This is a genomic window from Pseudoalteromonas luteoviolacea NCIMB 1944 (assembly GCF_001625565.1).
GTDB lineage: Bacteria > Pseudomonadota > Gammaproteobacteria > Enterobacterales > Alteromonadaceae > Pseudoalteromonas > Pseudoalteromonas luteoviolacea_F.
The window spans coordinates 76,909-95,993 of the sequence record NZ_AUXS01000075.1; the positions used below are offsets into that span (position 1 = coordinate 76,909).

21 protein-coding genes and 1 tRNA gene are annotated in these 19,085 nt (G+C 42.7%); 13 read left to right on the forward strand and 9 right to left on the reverse strand.

Going from position 1 to position 19,085, the window contains the following annotated elements:
- The first annotated feature begins 133 nt into the window (after window positions 1-133).
- The 10 genes from N483_RS22910 to N483_RS22955 all read left to right on the forward strand — a co-directional run bounded on the left by N483_RS22910 (window position 134) and on the right by N483_RS22955 (window position 9,140).
- Window positions 134-985: a thymidylate synthase gene (locus N483_RS22910; protein ID WP_023397128.1), complete on the forward strand. Its 852-nt coding sequence runs from the start codon at window positions 134-136 to the stop codon at window positions 983-985.
- A gap of 235 nt (window positions 986-1,220) precedes the next feature.
- Complete coding sequence (locus N483_RS22915) at window positions 1,221-1,865, forward strand: hypothetical protein (RefSeq protein WP_023397127.1); 645 nt, start codon at window positions 1,221-1,223, stop codon at window positions 1,863-1,865.
- A gap of 143 nt (window positions 1,866-2,008) precedes the next feature.
- On the forward strand, window positions 2,009-2,605 hold the full coding sequence (locus tag N483_RS22920; RefSeq protein WP_023397126.1) for a DUF4402 domain-containing protein: 597 nt from the start codon (window positions 2,009-2,011) through the stop codon (window positions 2,603-2,605).
- 84 nt (window positions 2,606-2,689) lie between these two features.
- Complete coding sequence (locus N483_RS22925; RefSeq protein WP_172642393.1) at window positions 2,690-3,115, forward strand: DUF4402 domain-containing protein; 426 nt, start codon at window positions 2,690-2,692, stop codon at window positions 3,113-3,115.
- 4 nt (window positions 3,116-3,119) lie between these two features.
- A complete protein-coding gene (locus N483_RS22930) occupies window positions 3,120-3,926 on the forward strand; it encodes a molecular chaperone (RefSeq protein ID WP_023397124.1) in 807 nt (268 codons plus the stop codon).
- A gap of 32 nt (window positions 3,927-3,958) precedes the next feature.
- On the forward strand, window positions 3,959-6,847 hold the full coding sequence (locus N483_RS22935) for a hypothetical protein (protein WP_155250697.1): 2,889 nt from the start codon (window positions 3,959-3,961) through the stop codon (window positions 6,845-6,847).
- Window positions 6,848-6,969: 122 nt separating this feature from the next.
- Window positions 6,970-7,560, forward strand: a complete 591-nt coding sequence (locus N483_RS22940; protein ID WP_023397122.1) for a FlgO family outer membrane protein — start codon at window positions 6,970-6,972, stop codon at window positions 7,558-7,560.
- 11 nt (window positions 7,561-7,571) lie between these two features.
- Window positions 7,572-8,228, forward strand: a complete 657-nt coding sequence (locus N483_RS22945; RefSeq protein ID WP_023397121.1) for a FlgO family outer membrane protein — start codon at window positions 7,572-7,574, stop codon at window positions 8,226-8,228.
- Between the two features lie 5 nt (window positions 8,229-8,233).
- Complete coding sequence (locus N483_RS22950) at window positions 8,234-8,875, forward strand: FlgO family outer membrane protein (RefSeq protein ID WP_036974836.1); 642 nt, start codon at window positions 8,234-8,236, stop codon at window positions 8,873-8,875.
- A gap of 190 nt (window positions 8,876-9,065) precedes the next feature.
- Window positions 9,066-9,140: transfer RNA gene (locus tag N483_RS22955), tRNA-Arg, on the forward strand.
- A gap of 41 nt (window positions 9,141-9,181) precedes the next feature.
- Here N483_RS22955 and N483_RS22960 read toward each other — a convergent pair.
- A complete protein-coding gene (locus N483_RS22960) occupies window positions 9,182-10,372 on the reverse strand; it encodes a flagellar assembly protein T N-terminal domain-containing protein (protein ID WP_023397119.1) in 1,191 nt (396 codons plus the stop codon).
- Window positions 10,373-10,503: 131 nt separating this feature from the next.
- Here N483_RS22960 and N483_RS22965 point away from each other — a divergent pair, with 131 nt between their 5' ends.
- Complete coding sequence (locus N483_RS22965) at window positions 10,504-10,974, forward strand: LPP20 family lipoprotein (protein WP_023397118.1); 471 nt, start codon at window positions 10,504-10,506, stop codon at window positions 10,972-10,974.
- Window positions 10,975-11,032: 58 nt separating this feature from the next.
- On the opposite strand, the gene flgN is transcribed toward N483_RS22965, so the two are convergent.
- The 3 genes from flgN to flgA form a co-directional block, all read right to left on the reverse strand.
- Window positions 11,033-11,461 (reverse strand): flagellar export chaperone FlgN, encoded by a 429-nt coding sequence (gene flgN / locus N483_RS22970; RefSeq protein ID WP_023397117.1) that lies wholly within the window; start codon window positions 11,459-11,461, stop codon window positions 11,033-11,035.
- Entirely contained in the window at window positions 11,454-11,777 is a 324-nt protein-coding gene (gene flgM, locus N483_RS22975; RefSeq protein ID WP_023397116.1) for a flagellar biosynthesis anti-sigma factor FlgM, read from the reverse strand. The genes flgN and flgM overlap by 8 nt, the downstream gene beginning before the upstream one ends.
- A 72-nt stretch (window positions 11,778-11,849) precedes the next feature.
- Window positions 11,850-12,557, reverse strand: a complete 708-nt coding sequence (gene flgA, locus N483_RS22980) for a flagellar basal body P-ring formation chaperone FlgA (RefSeq protein WP_023397115.1) — start codon at window positions 12,555-12,557, stop codon at window positions 11,850-11,852.
- A gap of 140 nt (window positions 12,558-12,697) precedes the next feature.
- Here flgA and N483_RS22985 point away from each other — a divergent pair, with 140 nt between their 5' ends.
- Together N483_RS22985 and N483_RS22990 are read left to right on the forward strand one after the other, a co-directional pair.
- Window positions 12,698-13,630 (forward strand): chemotaxis protein CheV, encoded by a 933-nt coding sequence (locus N483_RS22985; RefSeq protein ID WP_023397114.1) that lies wholly within the window; start codon window positions 12,698-12,700, stop codon window positions 13,628-13,630.
- 16 nt (window positions 13,631-13,646) lie between these two features.
- The gene (locus N483_RS22990) at window positions 13,647-14,480 is read left to right on the forward strand and encodes a CheR family methyltransferase (protein ID WP_023397113.1); all 834 of its coding nucleotides are present in this window, start codon (window positions 13,647-13,649) and stop codon (window positions 14,478-14,480) included.
- A gap of 49 nt (window positions 14,481-14,529) precedes the next feature.
- Here N483_RS22990 and N483_RS22995 read toward each other — a convergent pair whose 3' ends face one another.
- From N483_RS22995 to ettA, 5 genes are all read right to left on the reverse strand, one after another.
- Complete coding sequence (locus tag N483_RS22995; RefSeq protein WP_036974786.1) at window positions 14,530-15,699, reverse strand: glutathionylspermidine synthase family protein; 1,170 nt, start codon at window positions 15,697-15,699, stop codon at window positions 14,530-14,532.
- Between the two features lie 37 nt (window positions 15,700-15,736).
- The gene (locus N483_RS23000) at window positions 15,737-16,330 is read right to left on the reverse strand and encodes a DUF1190 domain-containing protein (RefSeq protein ID WP_023397111.1); all 594 of its coding nucleotides are present in this window, start codon (window positions 16,328-16,330) and stop codon (window positions 15,737-15,739) included.
- 9 nt (window positions 16,331-16,339) lie between these two features.
- Window positions 16,340-16,744: a DUF350 domain-containing protein gene (locus tag N483_RS23005; protein ID WP_023397110.1), complete on the reverse strand. Its 405-nt coding sequence runs from the start codon at window positions 16,742-16,744 to the stop codon at window positions 16,340-16,342.
- A gap of 23 nt (window positions 16,745-16,767) precedes the next feature.
- A complete protein-coding gene (locus tag N483_RS23010) occupies window positions 16,768-17,130 on the reverse strand; it encodes a PilZ domain-containing protein (protein WP_023397109.1) in 363 nt (120 codons plus the stop codon).
- A 111-nt stretch (window positions 17,131-17,241) separates the two neighbouring features.
- Window positions 17,242-18,906, reverse strand: a complete 1,665-nt coding sequence (ettA, locus tag N483_RS23015; protein ID WP_023397108.1) for an energy-dependent translational throttle protein EttA — start codon at window positions 18,904-18,906, stop codon at window positions 17,242-17,244.
- Between the last annotated feature and the right edge of the window lie 179 nt (window positions 18,907-19,085).

Consider the following 19,085-nt stretch of genomic DNA (forward strand, 5'->3'; position numbering starts at 1 on the left):
CATTATTTTCAGTGTACGTGTGAGGGTCTTGAGGCACTCGTTGTATTTATCACGCCAGCAATGATGGTTTAGCGTCAACTGGCAGTGTATGATATGACACAGTTGATTTTAGTAGAGTGATAGGGTTACGTTAATGAAGCAATATTTAGACTTATGTCAGCGCATTGTCGATGAGGGCAAGTGGGTTGAAAATAAAAGAACAGGTAAAAGATGCCTGACGGTGATTAATGCTGATTTGACCTATCACGTCGATAAAAATGAGTTTCCGCTAGATACGACTAGGAAAAGTTTTTGGAAGGCCGCAATTGCAGAGTTACTGGGTTACCTACGAGGTTATGACAGTGCGGCACAATTTCGAGAAATTGGCTGCAACACATGGAATGCCAACGCAAACGAAAACCAAGACTGGCTCAATAATCCGAACCGTAAAGGGGAAGATGACATGGGGTTTGTTTATGGTGCTGTTGCCAGAAACTTCCCAAAGCCAGATGGTGGGAGTGTCGATCTAATCAAACAAGTGATAGACGATTTGTCTAAAGGAATAGATAATAGAGGTGAAATTATCACTTTTTATCATCCAGGCTCATTCCATTTAGGCTGTTTACGCCCTTGTATGTTTCAGCATCAATTTTCCATATTAGATGGCGTATTGTATTTGAATAGCTACCAGCGTAGCCAAGATGTACCACTAGGCGGCAATTTTAATGCGATCCAAGTATTTACCTTGCTTAAACTGGTTGCTCAGATAACAGGCCTTGAAGCTGGTAAGGCATTTCATAAGATTGTGAATGCGCATATTTATGAAGATCAACTTGAGTTAATGCGCGATGTACAATTAAAACGAACACCATTTGCTTCACCGCAATTGCATATCAATCCTGATATCAAGAGCTTTGAAGATTTAGAGACTTGGGTAACTTTGGATGACTTCGAAGTGACTAACTATCAGCATCATGATGCCATTCAATATCCATTTTCAGTTTAAACTCTGAGCAGGTTAGGGCTAGATAAATTTTATCAGGCCCTATTTGTCCCTTTTTTGCATGTCATTCTTTTGTATTGCTCCAATTTTAATTGAAATCAGGCTTTTTGTTCTTTTTTTGCTCAAAAACTAAGGTTTTTATCCGATTTATTGGACAAACCAGTCTTTTTTAGTCAGTCTAACGCCTTAGCTAAGTAGTAAATCGCGTCTATAAATTTGTTAAGGTGGAATGTGCTGTATGCCTACCAAGCTTTGGTTATCAACTTCACTTACAGTGTTAATCTCACTGTGCTTAATCGGCTGTGCAAATTCAACCCAGACATTTGAAGAAAAAGTGGCTCAGCAAGAAGCGATACACGCCCATAAAGCTTTGGTTTCCTCGTATGAAGAAAATAAGGCCAGTATTGAGCGTTTGGCAAAAATGGAAGGTGACTTGACCCAGTTACTTAAATTGCTCTCTACACAGGCAGAAGTTCCTGATGTACATAGTTACTTGCAGCCCACTCAACCGGTGGTTAAACACGCGGTTAAGTCTGACTCGACAAAAGAGTCGTTTGCCGAAACGCACGATGTACCTCTGGTGAGTGTGACGGATCAAACCGAGAAAAGGTTGCAGATCCCTGATTTCGTGGTAGGAATTCATTTAAAGCGAGATGCAGCATTGTCACAAGCACAGCAGGTCCAGGCACGGATCAATATAATCAGGCAAAGCTATCCACTCGTATTTAATGGTGTCAATGCTCATATTATTGAGCCTCACCAAGACAGGAAATTATTTTTTGTCACTGCATACGGCTTTAGTTCTCGACAAGAGGCAAGCGTATTTTGTAAAGCGATATCTAGGGTCACTAGACATTGCTCTGAACTTAAAAATTATATATAAATGTATAAATATAGGGACTGATTTTATACCTATCGGGCAGTACGTGTAAGCTTGTTTTAGAGCTATCACTCAGAATAAGCCATCGCGAGATAACTAATTTTAATCACGCTTTATTTATGTTGTGATTTGTATAGGATAAAAGTATGAAAAATAACTTAAAACAGCTAGGTTTAATGACAGCGATAGCTGTATTACCATTTGCTTCTTTCAGTGCGCAAAAAGCGACATTTGATGCCAAAGTGAAAGTTAAAAATGCGTTTCAACTGGTCAAAAACAATGACTTAGACTTTGGTACAATTCGAGCTGTGGCTGATAATACAGGTACCGATACTGCCTCATTGACGATCCCTGCTGATACGACACAAACGCCGACAGTTGCTTCCACTAATGTGAGTAATGCTGAGATTGCCATTATTTCAGCTGGTAGCCCGGCTCAATTCCAAATTTCCGGTGTTGTGCCTTTTGCGACTTTGTCTATTACCGATCCTGTTGAGACCGATGTTTCATTGGCTGCAGGTAGTGGCAGTGGCGCTGCTGGATTTAAGCTTGGTTCATTTACATATTACATCGAAACGGGGGCGTCGAACTCGACTCCTGTTGTTGGTAAGCAAATTCAAGTAAACGAAAATGGTGAGGCTGTTTTTAATATTGGCGCAACCTTATCAACAACGACGGGTAACTCTGCTAATTACCTAGATGGGGATTATATTGGCACTTTCACACTGGAAGTGAGTTACTAAAGGCTATTAGCTTTGTCGTTGCGCACAGTTTGTAAAAAACAGCATGCAAAAGGTAGCCTTCGCGCTGTATTGTTCGGGTTCTTATTGTTAATAAGTAACTCTGTTAGCAGCCGAACTGAGGTGATCACACCGTTGGATTTTGGCACAATCGTTATTGCTGATCACACCCAAGTTGGCCGTGTTCAAATCGGCGCGAGTGGACATAATGTAACCAGCGGCCCTGTGCATTTGGTATCTGGAGGGCAAGCGGCAGAATTGCTTTTTTCTTCGTTACCTGCTTTACATAGTGTCACTGTTTCAACAAGTATTATCACGCCTATGCTTTCCCACAGCAATTTATACGTACAGGGAATAAACTTGGTGCAGCTAGAACATGTAGATAGACTATTTAGTGACGCACAAGGCAACGCTTTATTGAAGGTGGGGGGAACCATTGAGATTGGAGCTCAATCTACCCAGTATCCAGACGGTACTTACCGTGTATGGGCAAATATAGAAGTAAGTTATTAGTTTTATGAAAAAGCAATTGGTATGTATCGGCTTTGTGGCCCTTTCTTTTTTTACTCAGGCAGTGTATGCCTCTTTGATGATTTCGCCAACGCGCGTAGTGTTTGATGAACGTCAACGCACAGCCAAAGTATTCCTAATTAACAATGGCAGTGAAGCGAAAACGTATCGCTTGGGATGGAAGGAGAAGCGCGCTTTACCCTTTGGGGGATATCAAGACCTTCAATCTGAACAGGTCGGCCCGTGGAAATTGAGCCACTTGATGAGAATGACACCAAGGCAAGTACATTTGGCACCCGGTGAAAGACAGGCTGTTAAGTTGGCGTTGCGCCGAAAACAAGGAATGAGCGCCGGTGAGTATCGCTCTCATTTATTATTTCAAGCCTTACCGACAGAGCAACTAGATAACTCTGAAGCAATCGGCATTAGCCTAAATATGATATTGAGTTACAGCATTCCTGTCATTTATCGAAAAGACGTTGTTGCGCCTGAAGTGCGTATTATGGCGACAAAGCTATCCACTGATTTAAATGGCAACACCGTGATTGCAATAGACTTGCAAAGAAGTGGTAGCGCCAGTGCGCTTGGAAAATTGCAAGCTCATTGGCAGCCTAAAGGTGCGAAGGAGTGGCAAGTTGTGGCAACAGCAAACAATTACGCAATTTACCCTGAGGTCACTAACGCAAGCGTCGAATTAAACATTTTGGCAGGTAAGGTGTTAAAGGGCGGCGGACAATTGCGCGTCACCTATACGGGTCAAGAAGAGTATCGAAACCTGATATTCTCACAACGCACTTTTGATATAGCGAATTAACCCCAGCTGTGATCTCCAAGTGTTTTATTGCTGTGCTAGTATGCTTTAGTGCAGCGATCCCTTATTTCAGTCATGCCAATATAGAGAGCACACAGAGACAAACACACTCCGTGCTGAGCTATGGCGAACACCGTATTCAAACCGATGAAGTGTTGTTTTTTTCACTCTATATAGATGGTTATTATCTCTCCGAGGTATTTGCAAGGAAGAGTGAAACCGGGGTTCAACTAGAGTTACAAAGCTTGTTCTCAGCTTTAGATTTTGCAATTTCATATGATCAAAGTGGCGCTCAATACAGCGGATGGTTTATTGACCAAGCACAGCGCTTTTCACTTGATTTAGTACTCAGAGAAGCCTTTGTATCGGGCCAAATAGAGCACTTTGACCCAAGCGATTTCGCCCTGGTTGACGGTGAAGTCTATTTTGATGCTCGCAGAGTGTCGAACTGGTTTGGGTTGCAGTTTAAGTTCAATTATCAAGATTTAAAGTTGCAAGTGAGGGGCGAACAAAAGCTACCCATTGAGCGGCGTATCGAGAGACAAAACCGTCAGTTCAGTCCAGGAACAGCTCAACAATCACCAGTTCTGCCTTGGAAAGCAACTCCCTATCAAGCGTGGAGCCCGCCTTTACTTGATATTCAAGGTTCATTTAACACAATGAATTTGAAAGACAATGTCGCTTCTCTATCTTTGCTTGGTAGTCAAGATATCGCATTTTGGAACACCAGCTACTTTTTAAGTGGTCGTTCAGGCGATCTTTTAAGTGAAAGTCGTATCAGCGCAAGCAGAGAAAATGAAAGAGGGATTGATTTTGGTCCCATTATGGCAACTCAAGTTGAGGTTGGAGATGTACTTGGTACGCGTATAGGAGGTAACTATCGCACTTCATATACTCGAGGGATCCGTGTGAGTGACAGGCCTCTATACAGGCAAATTGACACGCAATCTGTGAGGATCAGTGGTGTGATACAGGTTGGTTGGGATGTGGAGCTTTATCAAAACGGGTTGATGATAGATCAAAGGCTAAACGTGCAATCTGGTTTATATGATTTTGATTCTATAGAACTCTATTTTGGTAGCAATGAATTTGAACTTGTGATGTATGGGCCGCAAGGCCAAGTATTACAAGAGAGTCGCTCCTACTTTGTTGCAGGGACCAATATTGCTGAAGGTGAAGGGTATTATGATACATCGATTGTTGAAACTGGAAAAACGCTATTGGGTGACAACGTAGGCATGCCTGATATTCTGGGCTGGAATCTAGTCAGTAGATATGACTATGGTCTCAGTGATGACCTCTCTGTATATGGCGGCATGCGCTATGGCTTAGAGGGGCAAAAAAATGCTTATCAGCTCAATATGGGGGCAAGTTATGACGTTTGGAGTAAAGGCATTTTAAACGTGGATTTAAGCCGTGATGAACAGGGCGCACGTTATTATCAGTTCCAAGGTCGTACGCAGGTAAATCAGCATGCATTTAGTTTTGTACTAACCGATCACAAAATGCGTACTGAGCCGGGACAAGCATCGCAGCAACATACACAAGAGTTTGCCGTTCGGGCTGCTGGCACGCTATACAGACACAATCATCTGCGGTTGAATTATCAAAACACGCTTAACTGGCGTCGTGAACAAACTGGAAGCGACTTCTTGGGGTCCAATTTACTCTCTATGGCAACGCAATATGGCACTTTCAGTAATCAGCTCGATTACCATCAACCCGATCCGGCATCAGATCATATAGTAAAGGGGGTTACTCGTTGGCAAGGACGAGTCAAAGGCACCTATGGCCGGATTGGATTGGGTTATCAGCTGCATCCACAAAAGCAGTTATCTGACTATCAAATACAGTTGAGCCGTATTCTAGACAGCCAGTTTGATGTCGAGTTTGACTACACTAAATCGTTGCTTAATGAAGATTATGAAATCGGTGCTGGGGTGAATTGGCAACACGACAGGTTTAGACTAACTGGACGATTTAGCTATCTACAAAACGATGATTGGCAAGTCGGGCTGACTGGACAGTTTAGCTTAGGTTATCAAAGTTATAGCAATGAGTTTTTTATCACGGACAGGCGTCTTGCCAGTACAGGCTCGGTATTAGTCAAAGTCTTTTTAGATCACAACAACAATGCGATATTTGATGGCAATGATAGGCTGCTGGAGGGCGTGAAGATTCGATCAGTACAAGGTTTTTCCCAAGCGTTTACAGATACTAAAGGGGTTGCCTTACTAGGAAACATGCCGCTCAATAGACAAACAGACATTGTGATGGATGAAGAGTCACTGCCAGATCCATTTTTTATTGCTGCACATGATGGCCGTTCTATCACGCCTCGCAAAGGGTTTCTCGCTTATTTGGAGTATCCGGTGGTGCATGCTGGCGAGCTCGAAGGTGTGGCGTATGAAAAAGATCTAACCGGGCAAGAGCAACCTTTGGCGTATGCTGATATTGAGTTGGTTGATCGCAATCAAAAGGTGGTCGCGACGGTTAAATCTGCCTACGATGGTTACTACGTCTTCAGTAGTATCCGCCCGGGTAAATATGAAGCGAGAGTCAAAAAACGTTCTACGGACAACTTTAGGCAGCAAAATACGGTAGAAGTGGCGCTTTCAAATCGTGGTGACGTGTTACTTGAAGTTGATTTGTTAGTGACACAATTACCCCATTATACAGGTTATATTGCCAAGGGAGGGGAGTTCGATTCTTTGACAATATTAAAGGCCTACGTAGCGATAGAGTCTAAACGGTCGAGGCATTTATTTCCGACAAAGCCTTTTTACGTACATGACAAAAAGCGAAAAAAATACTTACTTGGTTACACGTTTGCTAAACAGTCACCGCAGGCGGCAAGAGCTTGCCTTAAGCTTAAGCAAAATCACATAGCGTGTAAGGTTGAACGAATTTCCGTTTCGCAATAAGTTTTAATCAACTTCATACAAGACACGACGATATAATACTTTGAGCAACTTTTATATCGTATAAGCCCTGCTTTGGTTCGATTTTTGCATTATGTACGTCAATAAACCAGAGGTATGTCATTATGCGATTTCTAATCTTGGTGTTTGTAAGCTTGCTTGCAGGATGTAGCACAAGCGCTTGGGTTGGCTCAAGTGCAAAACAAAACCCAAAGCCGGCGCCACCTATGCGCAGCGTTCACAGCTATGTTGGAGAGTTAGCGACTCAGTTAAGTCAATATAGCAAGCCACTAAAGCCAGGCGTTTCAGTCGCTGTCACCAGCTTTTTTAAAGATAATGGGCTAGGTGCCGATACGTTAAATAATCAAGGCGCTGGTTTGAGTAATCAAGTGCAAGAGAGTTTCATTACGTATTTAACGCAAATGGGCTTACAGGTTGTTGAATTTCGGATGCAAAAAGCGATCAACCTATCAGACAGTGCCGATAGCGTTTTGAGCCGAGATATAGAAAAACTCAAAGAACGTCACAAATTTGACCTTATTTTGACAGGCAGTGTGAGTGAGAGTATTAATTCTTACACCATACATGCGAGGCTGATTGATATGGTCAATAGCAAGACAATGTCAGCCGCTTCGATTAGCTTGCCAAAAGAGACCTTGTGGGGAACAGAGCAAGTACAAATGCGAGATGGGTTACTTCATCGCGGTCAATATTAACGGAGAAAGATATGAAAAAGTATGCATTATCACTTTTATTGCCTGTGTTATTCGGCTGCTCGAGTACCGACAGTGAGCGTCATAACAGTAATGCAATGGTGGTAGATAAAAATGCTTTTGCTAGCTCTGAAAGCCAGTTTCAGGTACACCCAGGTGGAATGCATGGCATGACCGTGTCTCAGCAAATGGCAAGTCGAAATGTGACCCACTATGTACAAAATTTGATGCAAGACATGATTGGTAACTTACGCTATGTAAACGATCGAACGCCAATCGCGGTAGCGACCTTTGTCTTTTTAGATGAAGACTATAACTATGGCTCGTTGCTAGGTAACCAGTTGTCAGAGAGCTTCGTTCACGAGTTACACAACTTTGGCGTACCTGTTGTTGACTTTAAAACGACCGACTTTATGCGGGTTACTAAGCAAGGGGACTTCATATTTAGCCGCGACTTTTTAGAGTTATCTGATGAGCATACTTTTAATTACGTGTTGGCGGGTACTTTGGCAAATCATCAAGGTGGCGTGCTAGTCAATGCTCGAATTGTCGGTGTAAAAAGCAAAGCCGTGGTAGGTACTGCACAAGGGTTTTTACCTCAGTCGGTTGTTAACGCGTTACGTGATGGCATTGGCCACGATGGCATTCGTTTGGAAAGAGCAAGCAGGTAATGGCAATGAAACACAGCATAGCATTAGTTAGCTGCCTAGTAGCGCTGTTTGGCTGTGAGAGCAGTCAGCATTCGCAAATAGTGCCCAAAGGACAGCAATCGAAACAAGCACAGCAATCGTTGCAGCTTGCTCAGTTAGCCAATGAGCTAAATATGTCCCCAGAGGTCGAGTACACCGACCCGGGGTTTGTTAGCTACTCCCACAATAAGCAGCTGGCCAATTATGCTGGACAAATAGCATTGGAGTTAACAGATTCCATGTCGGGGGTTTCTCCCAATGCTGTTGCAATTACGAGTTTTGTGAGTTTTGACAAAAGTTTACGAAACAGCAATCAGCTGGGAAATCAGTTGGCTGAGTCGATGATCCACCAATTTCAAAAATTGGGTTACCCCGCGCTCGACTTTAAATCTCACCGCGGTATAGCAGTAACTAGAAATGGTGACTTTATTCTGTCTCGAGACGCCAAAAAACTCCCACAAAACCCTGTGCCAAGCCATGTTCTAACCGGAACTATGATCTATCGTGATAGGGGAGTTGAGGTCAACTCTAGACTGTTGGACTTTGATAGCCGTTTGGTCGTGGCAAGCAGTAATGTCATTATTCCCTATTTTATACTTCACCCCAGTGCAACAGTCACTTATCGATAAGCTAGGCTTGACTGTTATATGTAGTCAAGCCATTGCACCACAACTAACTCATTTATAACTCCATATCTTAGTTGCGCATTTAGGTTTCTGTTTTTGCGTACTATTTTTAAAATATACTTGTCATTTAGGGTTTAGCGCTGTTATAAATGTAACCGCACAATCAAGGGTTTAATCTTTGATGTGATGGCGTGTCCCCGTAGTTTAATGGATAAAACGGGGCCCTCCTAAGGCTTTGATGTAGGTTCGATTCCTACCGGGGACGCCAGCCGCTACAATGTGAATTTAACAGGCACTAGAGAAGCCGCGTTAAAGCGCAAAGTCTTCGCTGGGGGCGATGATAAGCTCGACAATATCGTTTATTTGAATATTGTTCATCGGTCTGCTGTTTATATTTTTCGCGATGGCATTTTGAGCGTTAACTTGTGTCACCTTGACCCGATTGATTGTTTGAATACTACGAGTAAAAAACTGGTTTCTCTCACCTGCTACGTCACTGCGATGTGCAATACTCAAAATCTGCCCTTCTTGCAATCCATGGGCACTGCCTAAGTTAATTACAACCTGATCTTGGTCTTTATGAAGGATCCTACCTTTTGTTGGCAAACATGAAAATGCTTGGTTTAGATCTTGTGCAAGGCTATTAAAAACACCTTGAATGCGTTTGCCATAGTCAGTATGCCAAAAGGTGTCGCTATATACGTCAATGATCTTGGTTTTTTCATAGGGCCACACGCCTGTAACGCTATAGTGTTGTTGCCACACTTTATCTTTGCTGATTGCGTCGAAAGCGGCAAAGTCTATTTTGAAACTTCTCACGTATTCGTCATCTTGCCAAAAAGCATAGTCACTATTTAATTGCTGTGTACTGGCGAGGTCGGTTATTTGGCTGAGCAATACATATTGGCTATTGCTTGAGGCTGTTAGGCTCTCAATAAGCTGGGCGTCGTAATCAAAGTTTTGTGAAAAGAACGCGCGTACATTAATGCTTTTATCTATAAATGGAATAGGCTTGACCGACATATTGCGCTGCATCAATGTCTGATACATGCGCTCGCTGGTTGATTTATGTATGTCAAAAATTTGACCTAGCCTGGCTTGATGAGGTTGCATCAGTTGACTTTGTGTTATCGTGATCTGTTTATTAAACGACTCTTCGGGGCACTGCTGTTGTTTAGGGAAAATATCTAAGTGAAGAGTCACACTCATAACACCATCTTGTGTGTTTTCTGAGACTAGGTTGATCTCTTGGATTTCGCCATGGCTTTTTATTTTGATGTGATCTTGTGCAAGCACGCCATCTGCGAGCGTTTGAATACTTGATACGGTTGCACCAGAAAAAATCAGCGCCTGTGTTATGGCATCTTGGACTGCTTCTTGCCTTGCCGCCGCTCTGTCAGTTGTGTATGCATTTGCATACCCTGTTACTTCAAACCATTCTGCTTGAGCACCAAAGCTTAGTAAACAGGCTACAAGAGCTGTACTACTCACTTTTTTCATCGTTTAATACCATATCAAAAATTTGACTTCTATTTCATAGTTCAGCAAATCCTATGCCAATAGCATTGGCGCAATTTGTGCATGCTGTATAAACACAAAGGCAATTTGGCGTGATTAGGAGTCGGTAACATATGCGAAAGTTATTTAAAATTAGCAAAATTTTAGCCATAGGTGTAGTGGTAGGTCTTGCTGGCTGCAGTTCAATTATCGACAAACATGTAGAGTATAGTTACGTTCAACCAGATAGCTACCCGGTTTTAAAAGCGATAGGGTACGCGCCATTGGATGCACAGCCAGGAGCGACCGATAGTGAAAAAATGCTTATGGCAATTAAAGTGTCTAAATTGGAAGCGTATCGAGAGCTAGCTGAGCAAGTCTATGGCCACCAGCTCAACGCCACGACGACCGTAAGGGGTGTAGTTGCGCAAAATGACGGCTTGCGTAGCCAAGTTCAAGGGGTGATCCGAGGTGCCCGAGTGCTCAAATCATATGCGGTCGGTGATATTTATACCACAGAGTTGGAGCTTGATATGAAAACCGTATATGACCTTTATATTGGTCAGGTAAAACCGAAGAAAATTCAACGAGTCACCTATTACTAGTCATTTCTAACTAAAAAAGCACTGTCGGTACAGTGCTTTTTTTGCCGCTAAGATTAACTTAGGCTTTGAGGTTTTTGACGATTTCGCCTACGTTTTCAACCACATTTCCTTCTTCAGTGTAGGTGGTCGACATTGGCCTACCGATCAAAATCTCTTTCAATTCACGTACTGTCATGTGCGCCAAATGAGCTGCTTTTGCATTCACTTCGTTTTGATTTTTGCATTTAAGTAGCAATAAATTTATTTGCTCCGTTAAGGGCGCCACATCTGGGTCTTGAAACAACTCTTTAGGGTAAGTTGATAAACTTTTATCAGTCTTCTGTATTGTATTTAAGAAGGTAATTTTTTGCCGCGCGATGTCTTTTAGGCCATCGCCATTTCTAGAGCTAAGCGCGTTAAGTTCATCGTCTAGAAGCTGGGTCAAAGCTTCTAGTGATGTAATTTGTGCCGTAAGTTGCTGTATACACAGCTCAATATCTTTATCCATATAAATCGAATTCAAATGCCGCTATATTTTTGGCAAGTTTCTCAGCATCAACCTGATACTTACCTTCTGCAATGGCTTTTTTAAGCTCTTCTACTTTCTTACTATCGAATGCCGGCGTTTGCTGCGCTTTGTCTTGCAAGCCTTTTAATTGCTGTGCCTGTGGCGTCAAGCTAACCGAGTCTGAAGCCGCTTTTTGTTGAGCAGCAGGTTTTGTTGCCGTATTACTTGCATCATTTCTTTGCAATTCAGCACGTTGTTGCTTAATATTATTAGCAACATTGTTTGGCTGATTTTGACCGTTAATGTTATTAACCATGACATTGACCCATATAAAATAGTTGTTTCAGTCTTTTTATCGACCATTCCACTACTAACTTTAGCAAAAATTTTAAATATTGACCGCAACGGAATCAACATCTTTTACGCGTGCTCGGATGGTTTTCCCTGATTTTACATTTTTTACACGAATTTGCTCGCCGAGATTGCCATCTTGCAGGGCGATCCCCTGAGTTTTGATAGCAAAGTGCCCATTGCCAGCCACTATTATGACAGAGTCTCCCTTACAAACCATACAAACATGACGTAAATTGATGGCTTTGTCAGCTTGGATGCGACGTTTCGTTTTACTACCAACTAACATATCAATGCTATCAATGTTTGAAGCGCGAACAAAGTGTTTTGGTCGCATTGCCATTTTTAAGTCGCCAGCTTGCAAAACAGTGCCTTTATCCAGCTGCTGAGTACTGACTATGACCGGGTATAAAGTTTCTATTTTTATATGCACAAACTGTACCCAGTTCTTTTTGTCGTTGCAGCGAACTTGTACGGTAACTTGACGATTAAATGGAGGTGAGGCTTTGCTAGAAACTTTTAATGGCGACTTACATTGCCGATTAGGGAGCCGTGAATCCAGCGGCAATGCAGAGACATTGACTTCCCCTTTTGGGTCCTCAGTGGTATGTTTTTCCACATACTTTATTGCGACTTCCTGAATTTGTACTGGCTCATAGGTGTGAGCGTAAACAGGCTGCTTGGCTAAAAAATATGCCAAAATGAGAAAGAATTGAACTGCAATTGTATTTTTTAACAAACTCATGATGTTTCGACTATGCTTATGGGGTGAAACAAGGTATAAAGATTTTGCGTGAATTGCTTCACCGCTTCAAGGGCAACTTTGAATGCTATATGACAAGCAAACATTGTTCCGATAAGCTGTATTTTGAGTAGGAGAATGAAATGGCAGGTATTTTAGACTCAGTTAACCAACGAACACAGTTGGTGGGTCAAAACCGACTTGAACTATTACTCTTTCGTTTGAAGGGGCGCCAACGCTTCGGTATCAATGTTTTTAAAGTAAGAGAAGTATTGCAGTGCCCACCTCTTACCGCCATGCCAAAATCTAATTCGTATGTGCGTGGTGTTGCACATATTCGTGGCCAAACTATTTCCGTAATTGACATGTCGCTTGCGGTGGGTGGGCCCCCAATTGAAGATATTAAAAATTGTTTTGTGATCATTGCCGAATACAATCGCTCTGTGCAGGGCTTTTTGGTTGGTGCAGTTGAGCGCATCGTGAATATGAATTGGGAACGTATCATGCCTCCGCCATCAGGAGCTGGTCGATATTCTTACGTGACAGCGGTGACAGAAATCGAGGAAGAGCTGGTTGAGATCCTTGACGTTGAAAAAATATTGAACGAGATCTGCCCAATAAATACGGAAGTTAGTCAAGATATTGTCGCAGACGGTGAGATGCAAAAAGATCTCGGTGAGCGTATTGTATTTATTGCAGATGACTCTGCCGTTGCACGAAACCAAGTAAAAAGAGCACTTGAACCTTTGGGTGTGCAAACTGAACTAGCGAAAAATGGTAAAGAAGCGCTGATCAGACTCAAAGAAATTGCAGAAGTAGATTGCCAAAACGATATCACAGAGCGTGTTGGGTTATTAATTTCTGATGTAGAGATGCCAGAAATGGATGGTTATACCTTAACGGCTGAAATTAAGGCAGATCCTAAGCTAGCGCCTTTACATGTCATCTTACATACTTCACTCAGTGGGGTATTCAATCAGGCAATGATTGAAAAAGTGGGTGCAGATGACTTTATTGCCAAATTTAACCCGGATGAGCTGGCTTCGGCTGTGAAAAAATGGGTTCATTGTGATTAATAAGTGGTGGTAAACCTTGGAAAATAAACATTTAGAGCAAAGCGAGTACGATCAGTTTCGCACCTTTTTAGAGCAGCAGTGTGGCATAGTACTTGGCGATAATAAGCTTTATTTGGTCAAAAGCCGCCTTGCGCCTTTAATGTCCCGGTTTAATGTCGATTCATTATCGTCATTGGTGACAAAAACGCTCAGCCCACACGAAAGACAGCTCAGAGCTGCTGTGGTCGATGCGATGACGACGAATGAGACTTTGTGGTTTCGAGATCAGTACCCGTTTGAACTGCTTAAAAAGAAGATTTATCCTGAATTTAAGGATTTACGTAGACCTGTCAAGATTTGGTCAGCGGCGAGCTCTTCAGGCCAAGAGCCTTACTCGATTGCGATGTCAACCAGTGAGTATCAATCGCAAAACCCTGGCGCGCTAAAAATGGGCGCCCAAGTGGTGGGTACAGATATTTCTAACACTATGTTGGATATGTGTAAAAATGCCGAGTATGACGCCTTAGCACTGGCGCGAGGGTTATCTCCTGAGAGACGTAAAAAGTTTTTCATGGACAGCGGTAATGGAATGGCGCGTGTTGTTGACCCAATTCGTAAAATGGTCAATTTCCGTCATTTAAACCTGCTTGATTCCTACGCGTTATTGGGTAAGTTTGATGTTATCTTCTGTCGTAACGTATTGATTTATTTTTCTCCAGAAGTCAAAGCGAAAATCATTTCTCAGTTTGCTCAGGCACTGAATCCAAATGGTTATTTGTTCTTGGGAGCATCGGAGTCCATGGCGGGATTAAGTAATGACTTTGAAATGTTACGTTGTAATCCTGGGATAATTTACCAGAAGAAATCCTAATCAAAAAAGCAGTCGAGAGACTGCTTTTTTGTCACTTTGAACAGTGTTATCAACCCAAAATTACGTGCGGTACGAAACGGCTCAAATCTTGTGTGATTAAACTCGTATCAGCTCTAAGCCCAATCCCTGCTGGTTGGTCGCCTATCACCCAACTGCCGACCACGATATGTTCACCTGCAAAATTGGGAAGTGCTTTAAACTCCTGATATATGTACCCTTCATCTCCATAAGTGCCAGGCGAATGCGCTATTACTTTCCCCTCTTTCAATATTTCGATATTTGCGCCCTCACGAGAGAAAATTGGTTTCTTAACACTGCCTTTTTGTGCGTCTAGTTTGTGTTTTTGATCACCAAAATAAGCAGGTAGTAAATTGGGGTGGTTGGGAAAGTATTGCCAAAGTAAAGGTAAAATGGCTTTGTTGGATAGTATAGATTTCCATGCAGGCTCTAACCATTGAGTGGACAGAGTTTGCAACGGATCCGCATACTCGTCACTAAACATAAATTCCCACGGGTATAACTTAAAACACCAATTAATAGTATTATCAGCCAGATCCGTAAAATGGTTTTCAGTGCTGAGCCCAATATCTTCAATGTAGGTAAATCGACAAGGAATGCCTGCTTCAAGAGCACAACTTCTGAGGTAGTCCACGGTACCTTTGTCTTCTTCTGTATCTTTGCAGCAACTAAAGTGCAGGGCATGACTTCGATTGAACTTGTGTATATGACGAAATCGAGAAATCAGCTGCTCCTGAATACTATTATATTGATCACTGTTTCTCGGCAGGCTTCCTGCTGATACTTGCTGCTCTAACCACATCCATTGCCAATAAGCTGTCTCAAACAATGATGTCGGCGTATCATAATTGGCTTCTAAGAGCTTAGCATGGGAAGTACCGTCGTAGCAGAAATCAAAACGACCATAGAGATGTGGATCTTTGCGCAGCCATGAGCGCCTGACCGTTGACCAGAACTTTTCAGGGATAGCAAAGCGGCGCATTAACTCATCGTCATCACATATTTTATCAACTAAAAAGAGCAACATCTCATGAAGCTCCTGTGTGGGTGCTTCAATATCTTGTTCTATTTGTGTCAGCGTAAATTGGTAGTAGGCACTTTCATCCCAATAGGGTTGGCCATGCATGGTATGAAATTTAAAGCCCAATGCATTGGCTTGCTGTTGCCAGTCAGCTCGAGGCTGGATCGGTATTCTTAGCATAATATGTAGGAGTTGGTTTAGTGTGAGGAGGGAGAGGTTATCCCCCCCAGCTCCTCGAACTGGCACTGCGGCCAAATCCACCGCGACTTTTTGTTCGTGTTACGGTTTTACTTGGTTTAGGTTGATAGTTAATCGACGTGCTTTTTACTGTGGTTGTACCGGCAGAGTTGACGCTGGAAACGACGCTATTTTGTGCATTGCGATATTGAAAGAAGTCGTCTTTACTGCGATAAAGAGGCTTGGCACCTGAATAGTATTTTCCGCTTAAAAAGGCTGCTTTTCTTTTTTTGCGCTTTTTCATCGCATCTAGGCCTTCGTCTACAGCTTCTGCAAGTAATGCAACCATAAAGCCTGCCATAACCGGACGCCATAACCCGCCATTATTTTCACAGCGCTCATATCCAAAGTCACTTTCACAGAGCTGCTCAGTAGCATATCGCGGAGCTTCAGATAAATGTTGGTCTTTGGCTTGTTGGTAATGATATAAGCACGACTCTGTCTCAACGCCAAATGATGTGCATTCATCCACATCTTTAAAGAGCAGTGCAGATTCTTCAGAGTCTGAGCAGCCAGCTAAACCAGCTGTGGTGCCCATCATTAGAGTAAGTTTGATTTGCTTGCTGCGTTTCATACTTACTCCTTAGTAGGTCATACAGGCTGCATTAAGAATACCCGTTGCCAGTGAAGCTCCACCGAGAAACAATCCAGCACTTATATGGTTATTTTCAATTTTCTCGGATAATTTAGGCATATATAGACGTACTAGAAAGAAAGTTACTAGCTGCATTACACCCGCAATAATGCCCCAAATTGCAAAATCGACCAATGACACTGCGTTGACGGCGGCGCTGGCAATTGGCAGAGTGAAACCAATCAAGGTGCCGCCAAATGCTGCAGCCGCTGCAGGATTGTCTTTCTTTACCAGTTTCCACTCACAGTGTGGTGTTATTTTGGTATAAACATATAAAAAAGTAAGGATCAGCAAGTAGCCGATCAAAAAATACAAAATAAATGGAATGAATCCCTGTAAAGACTCCAAAATCATGAGGTTATATACCTTTTATGTTCTTATTCGTGAAGTAGTAAGTGCTCCAATTCACGGTGAAGAATATCGTCATCACCGATGTTTAATTCTATCAAACGTTTCAGATGGGTAACACTGTCTATGTCAATTTGTGCACAGTGTAACCCTAAATGAGCTTCCTCGATATGGCGAATTTCGACTTCCATGTTTATTTCAATTTCACTGCCTGGCAGCATAAATTTTAAACTTGCCGGTTGTCCTTTTAGTGGAGTGAGTCCAATAGGGAGCGTGATAAGGGCACCATTTAATGACAAATCAATAATCTCACACTGATAATCACCAGTGGTTGTCATCAGCGTGGCTGCGTTAGAAAATAAAATCCGGGAAAATTTTCTGCGTTCTGTCATAAGTTGATCTCGTCATACTGTTAATTCAAGTTTAGTCATATTTTGGCGGACTAACCAGATATAAAAAAGCCCTGAAAAAGGTCAGGGCTTGTAAATCAAAAGTGGTTCAAATTAACCGATCTTTTTGTATTTGATACGTTTAGGTTCTGCCGCTTCAGCACCAAAAGTTTTCTTTAACCACTCTTCGTATTCAGTATAGTTACCATCGAAGAAGTTAATTTGACCTTCGTCACGGTAATCAAGAATATGCGTTGCTATACGGTCAAGGAACCAACGGTCGTGCGAAATACACATGACACAGCCTGGGAATTCCAAAATTGCGTTTTCCAGTGCTCGCAGTGTTTCAACGTCAAGGTCGTTGGTCGGCTCATCCAGCAGGATCACGTTGCCACCTGCTTTTAGCAGTTTAGCAAGGTGAAGACGGTTGCGCTCACCACCAGAGAGTTCTTTTACGAACTTTTGCTGATCGTTTCCTTTAAAGTTGAATCGACCAACATAGGCACGGCTTGGGATTTCAAAGTTGCCAATTTTAAGAATATCTTGGCCGTTAGAGATCTCTTGGAAAACCGTGTTGCCGTCGTCCATGTTATCACGGAACTGCTCTACAGTTGCAAGCTCGACCGTGTCGCCCAATTTGATTTCACCACTGTCTGGTTGCTCTTCACCGCTTAGCATTCTAAATAGCGTTGATTTACCCGCTCCGTTGGCACCGATAATACCGACGATAGCACCTTTAGGCATAGAGAAGCTAAGGTCGTCAATTAGAACGCGGTCGCCAAAGCCTTTTTTCAGGTTATTCACTTCAATAACTTGATCACCTAAACGCGGACCTGGTGGAATGAAGAGTTCATTGGTCTCGTTACGTTTTTGATAATCTGACTGCTGAAGTTCGGTGAACTGAGCCATACGCGCTTTCGATTTCGCTTGACGGCCTTTTGGATTTGAACGAACCCACTCAAGCTCTTTCTCAATTGATTTTTGGCGTGCTTTCTCAGATTTTTCTTCTTGTTTAAGACGTGCATCTTTTTGCTCAAGCCAAGAAGTATAGTTCCCTTCCCAAGGGATACCATGGCCGCGGTCTAATTCTAAGATCCAACCTGCAACGTTGTCTAGGAAGTAACGGTCGTGGGTAATTGCTACAACAGTACCTTCATAGTCGTGCAAGAAGCGTTCAAGCCATGCGACTGATTCGGCATCAAGGTGGTTAGTCGGTTCGTCCAGAAGTAGCATGTCTGGCTTTTCAAGTAGCAGACGACAAATTGCAACACGGCGTCGTTCACCACCAGACAAGTTTTCAATTTTTGCATCCCACTCAGGCAGTCGCAAAGCATCAGCTGCGCGTTCCAATGCATTGTCTAAGTTATGACCATCATGAGCTTGAATGATAGCTTCTAGTTCGCCTTGTTCTTTTGCCAGCGCGTCGAAGTCAGCTCCGTCCATTGCATACTCAGCATAAACTTCATCTAGGCGCGTAAGAGCATTTTTAACTTCACTTACCGCTTCTTCGATGGTTTCGCGCACGGTTTTACTTTCGTCTAATACAGGTTCTTGTGGTAGGTAACCAATTTTCGTACCGGGTTGTGGACGAGCTTCCCCTTCAAACTCAGTGTCTACACCTGCCATGATGCGTAGTAGGGTAGATTTACCTGCGCCATTTAGACCAAGTACACCAATTTTCGCGCCAGGGAAAAAGCACAAAGAAATGTCTTTTAGGATAGTACGCTTAGGTGGCACAACTTTGCTCACCCGCGACATTGTATAAATATATTGAGCCATGAATCTGTTCCGACTTATTTTTTATTTCCGCTATTGTAGTTACAACTTACGGTGCATTCAATGCAAGTCAGACGATTAGGGCTGCAAGTTAGTCTGTCTTGAGTACTTTTTGACACGAAACAAGGTCTGTCGCACCACAGGGTGTACTAAGTAGCGGCTGTCAATTATCCATTTTTATT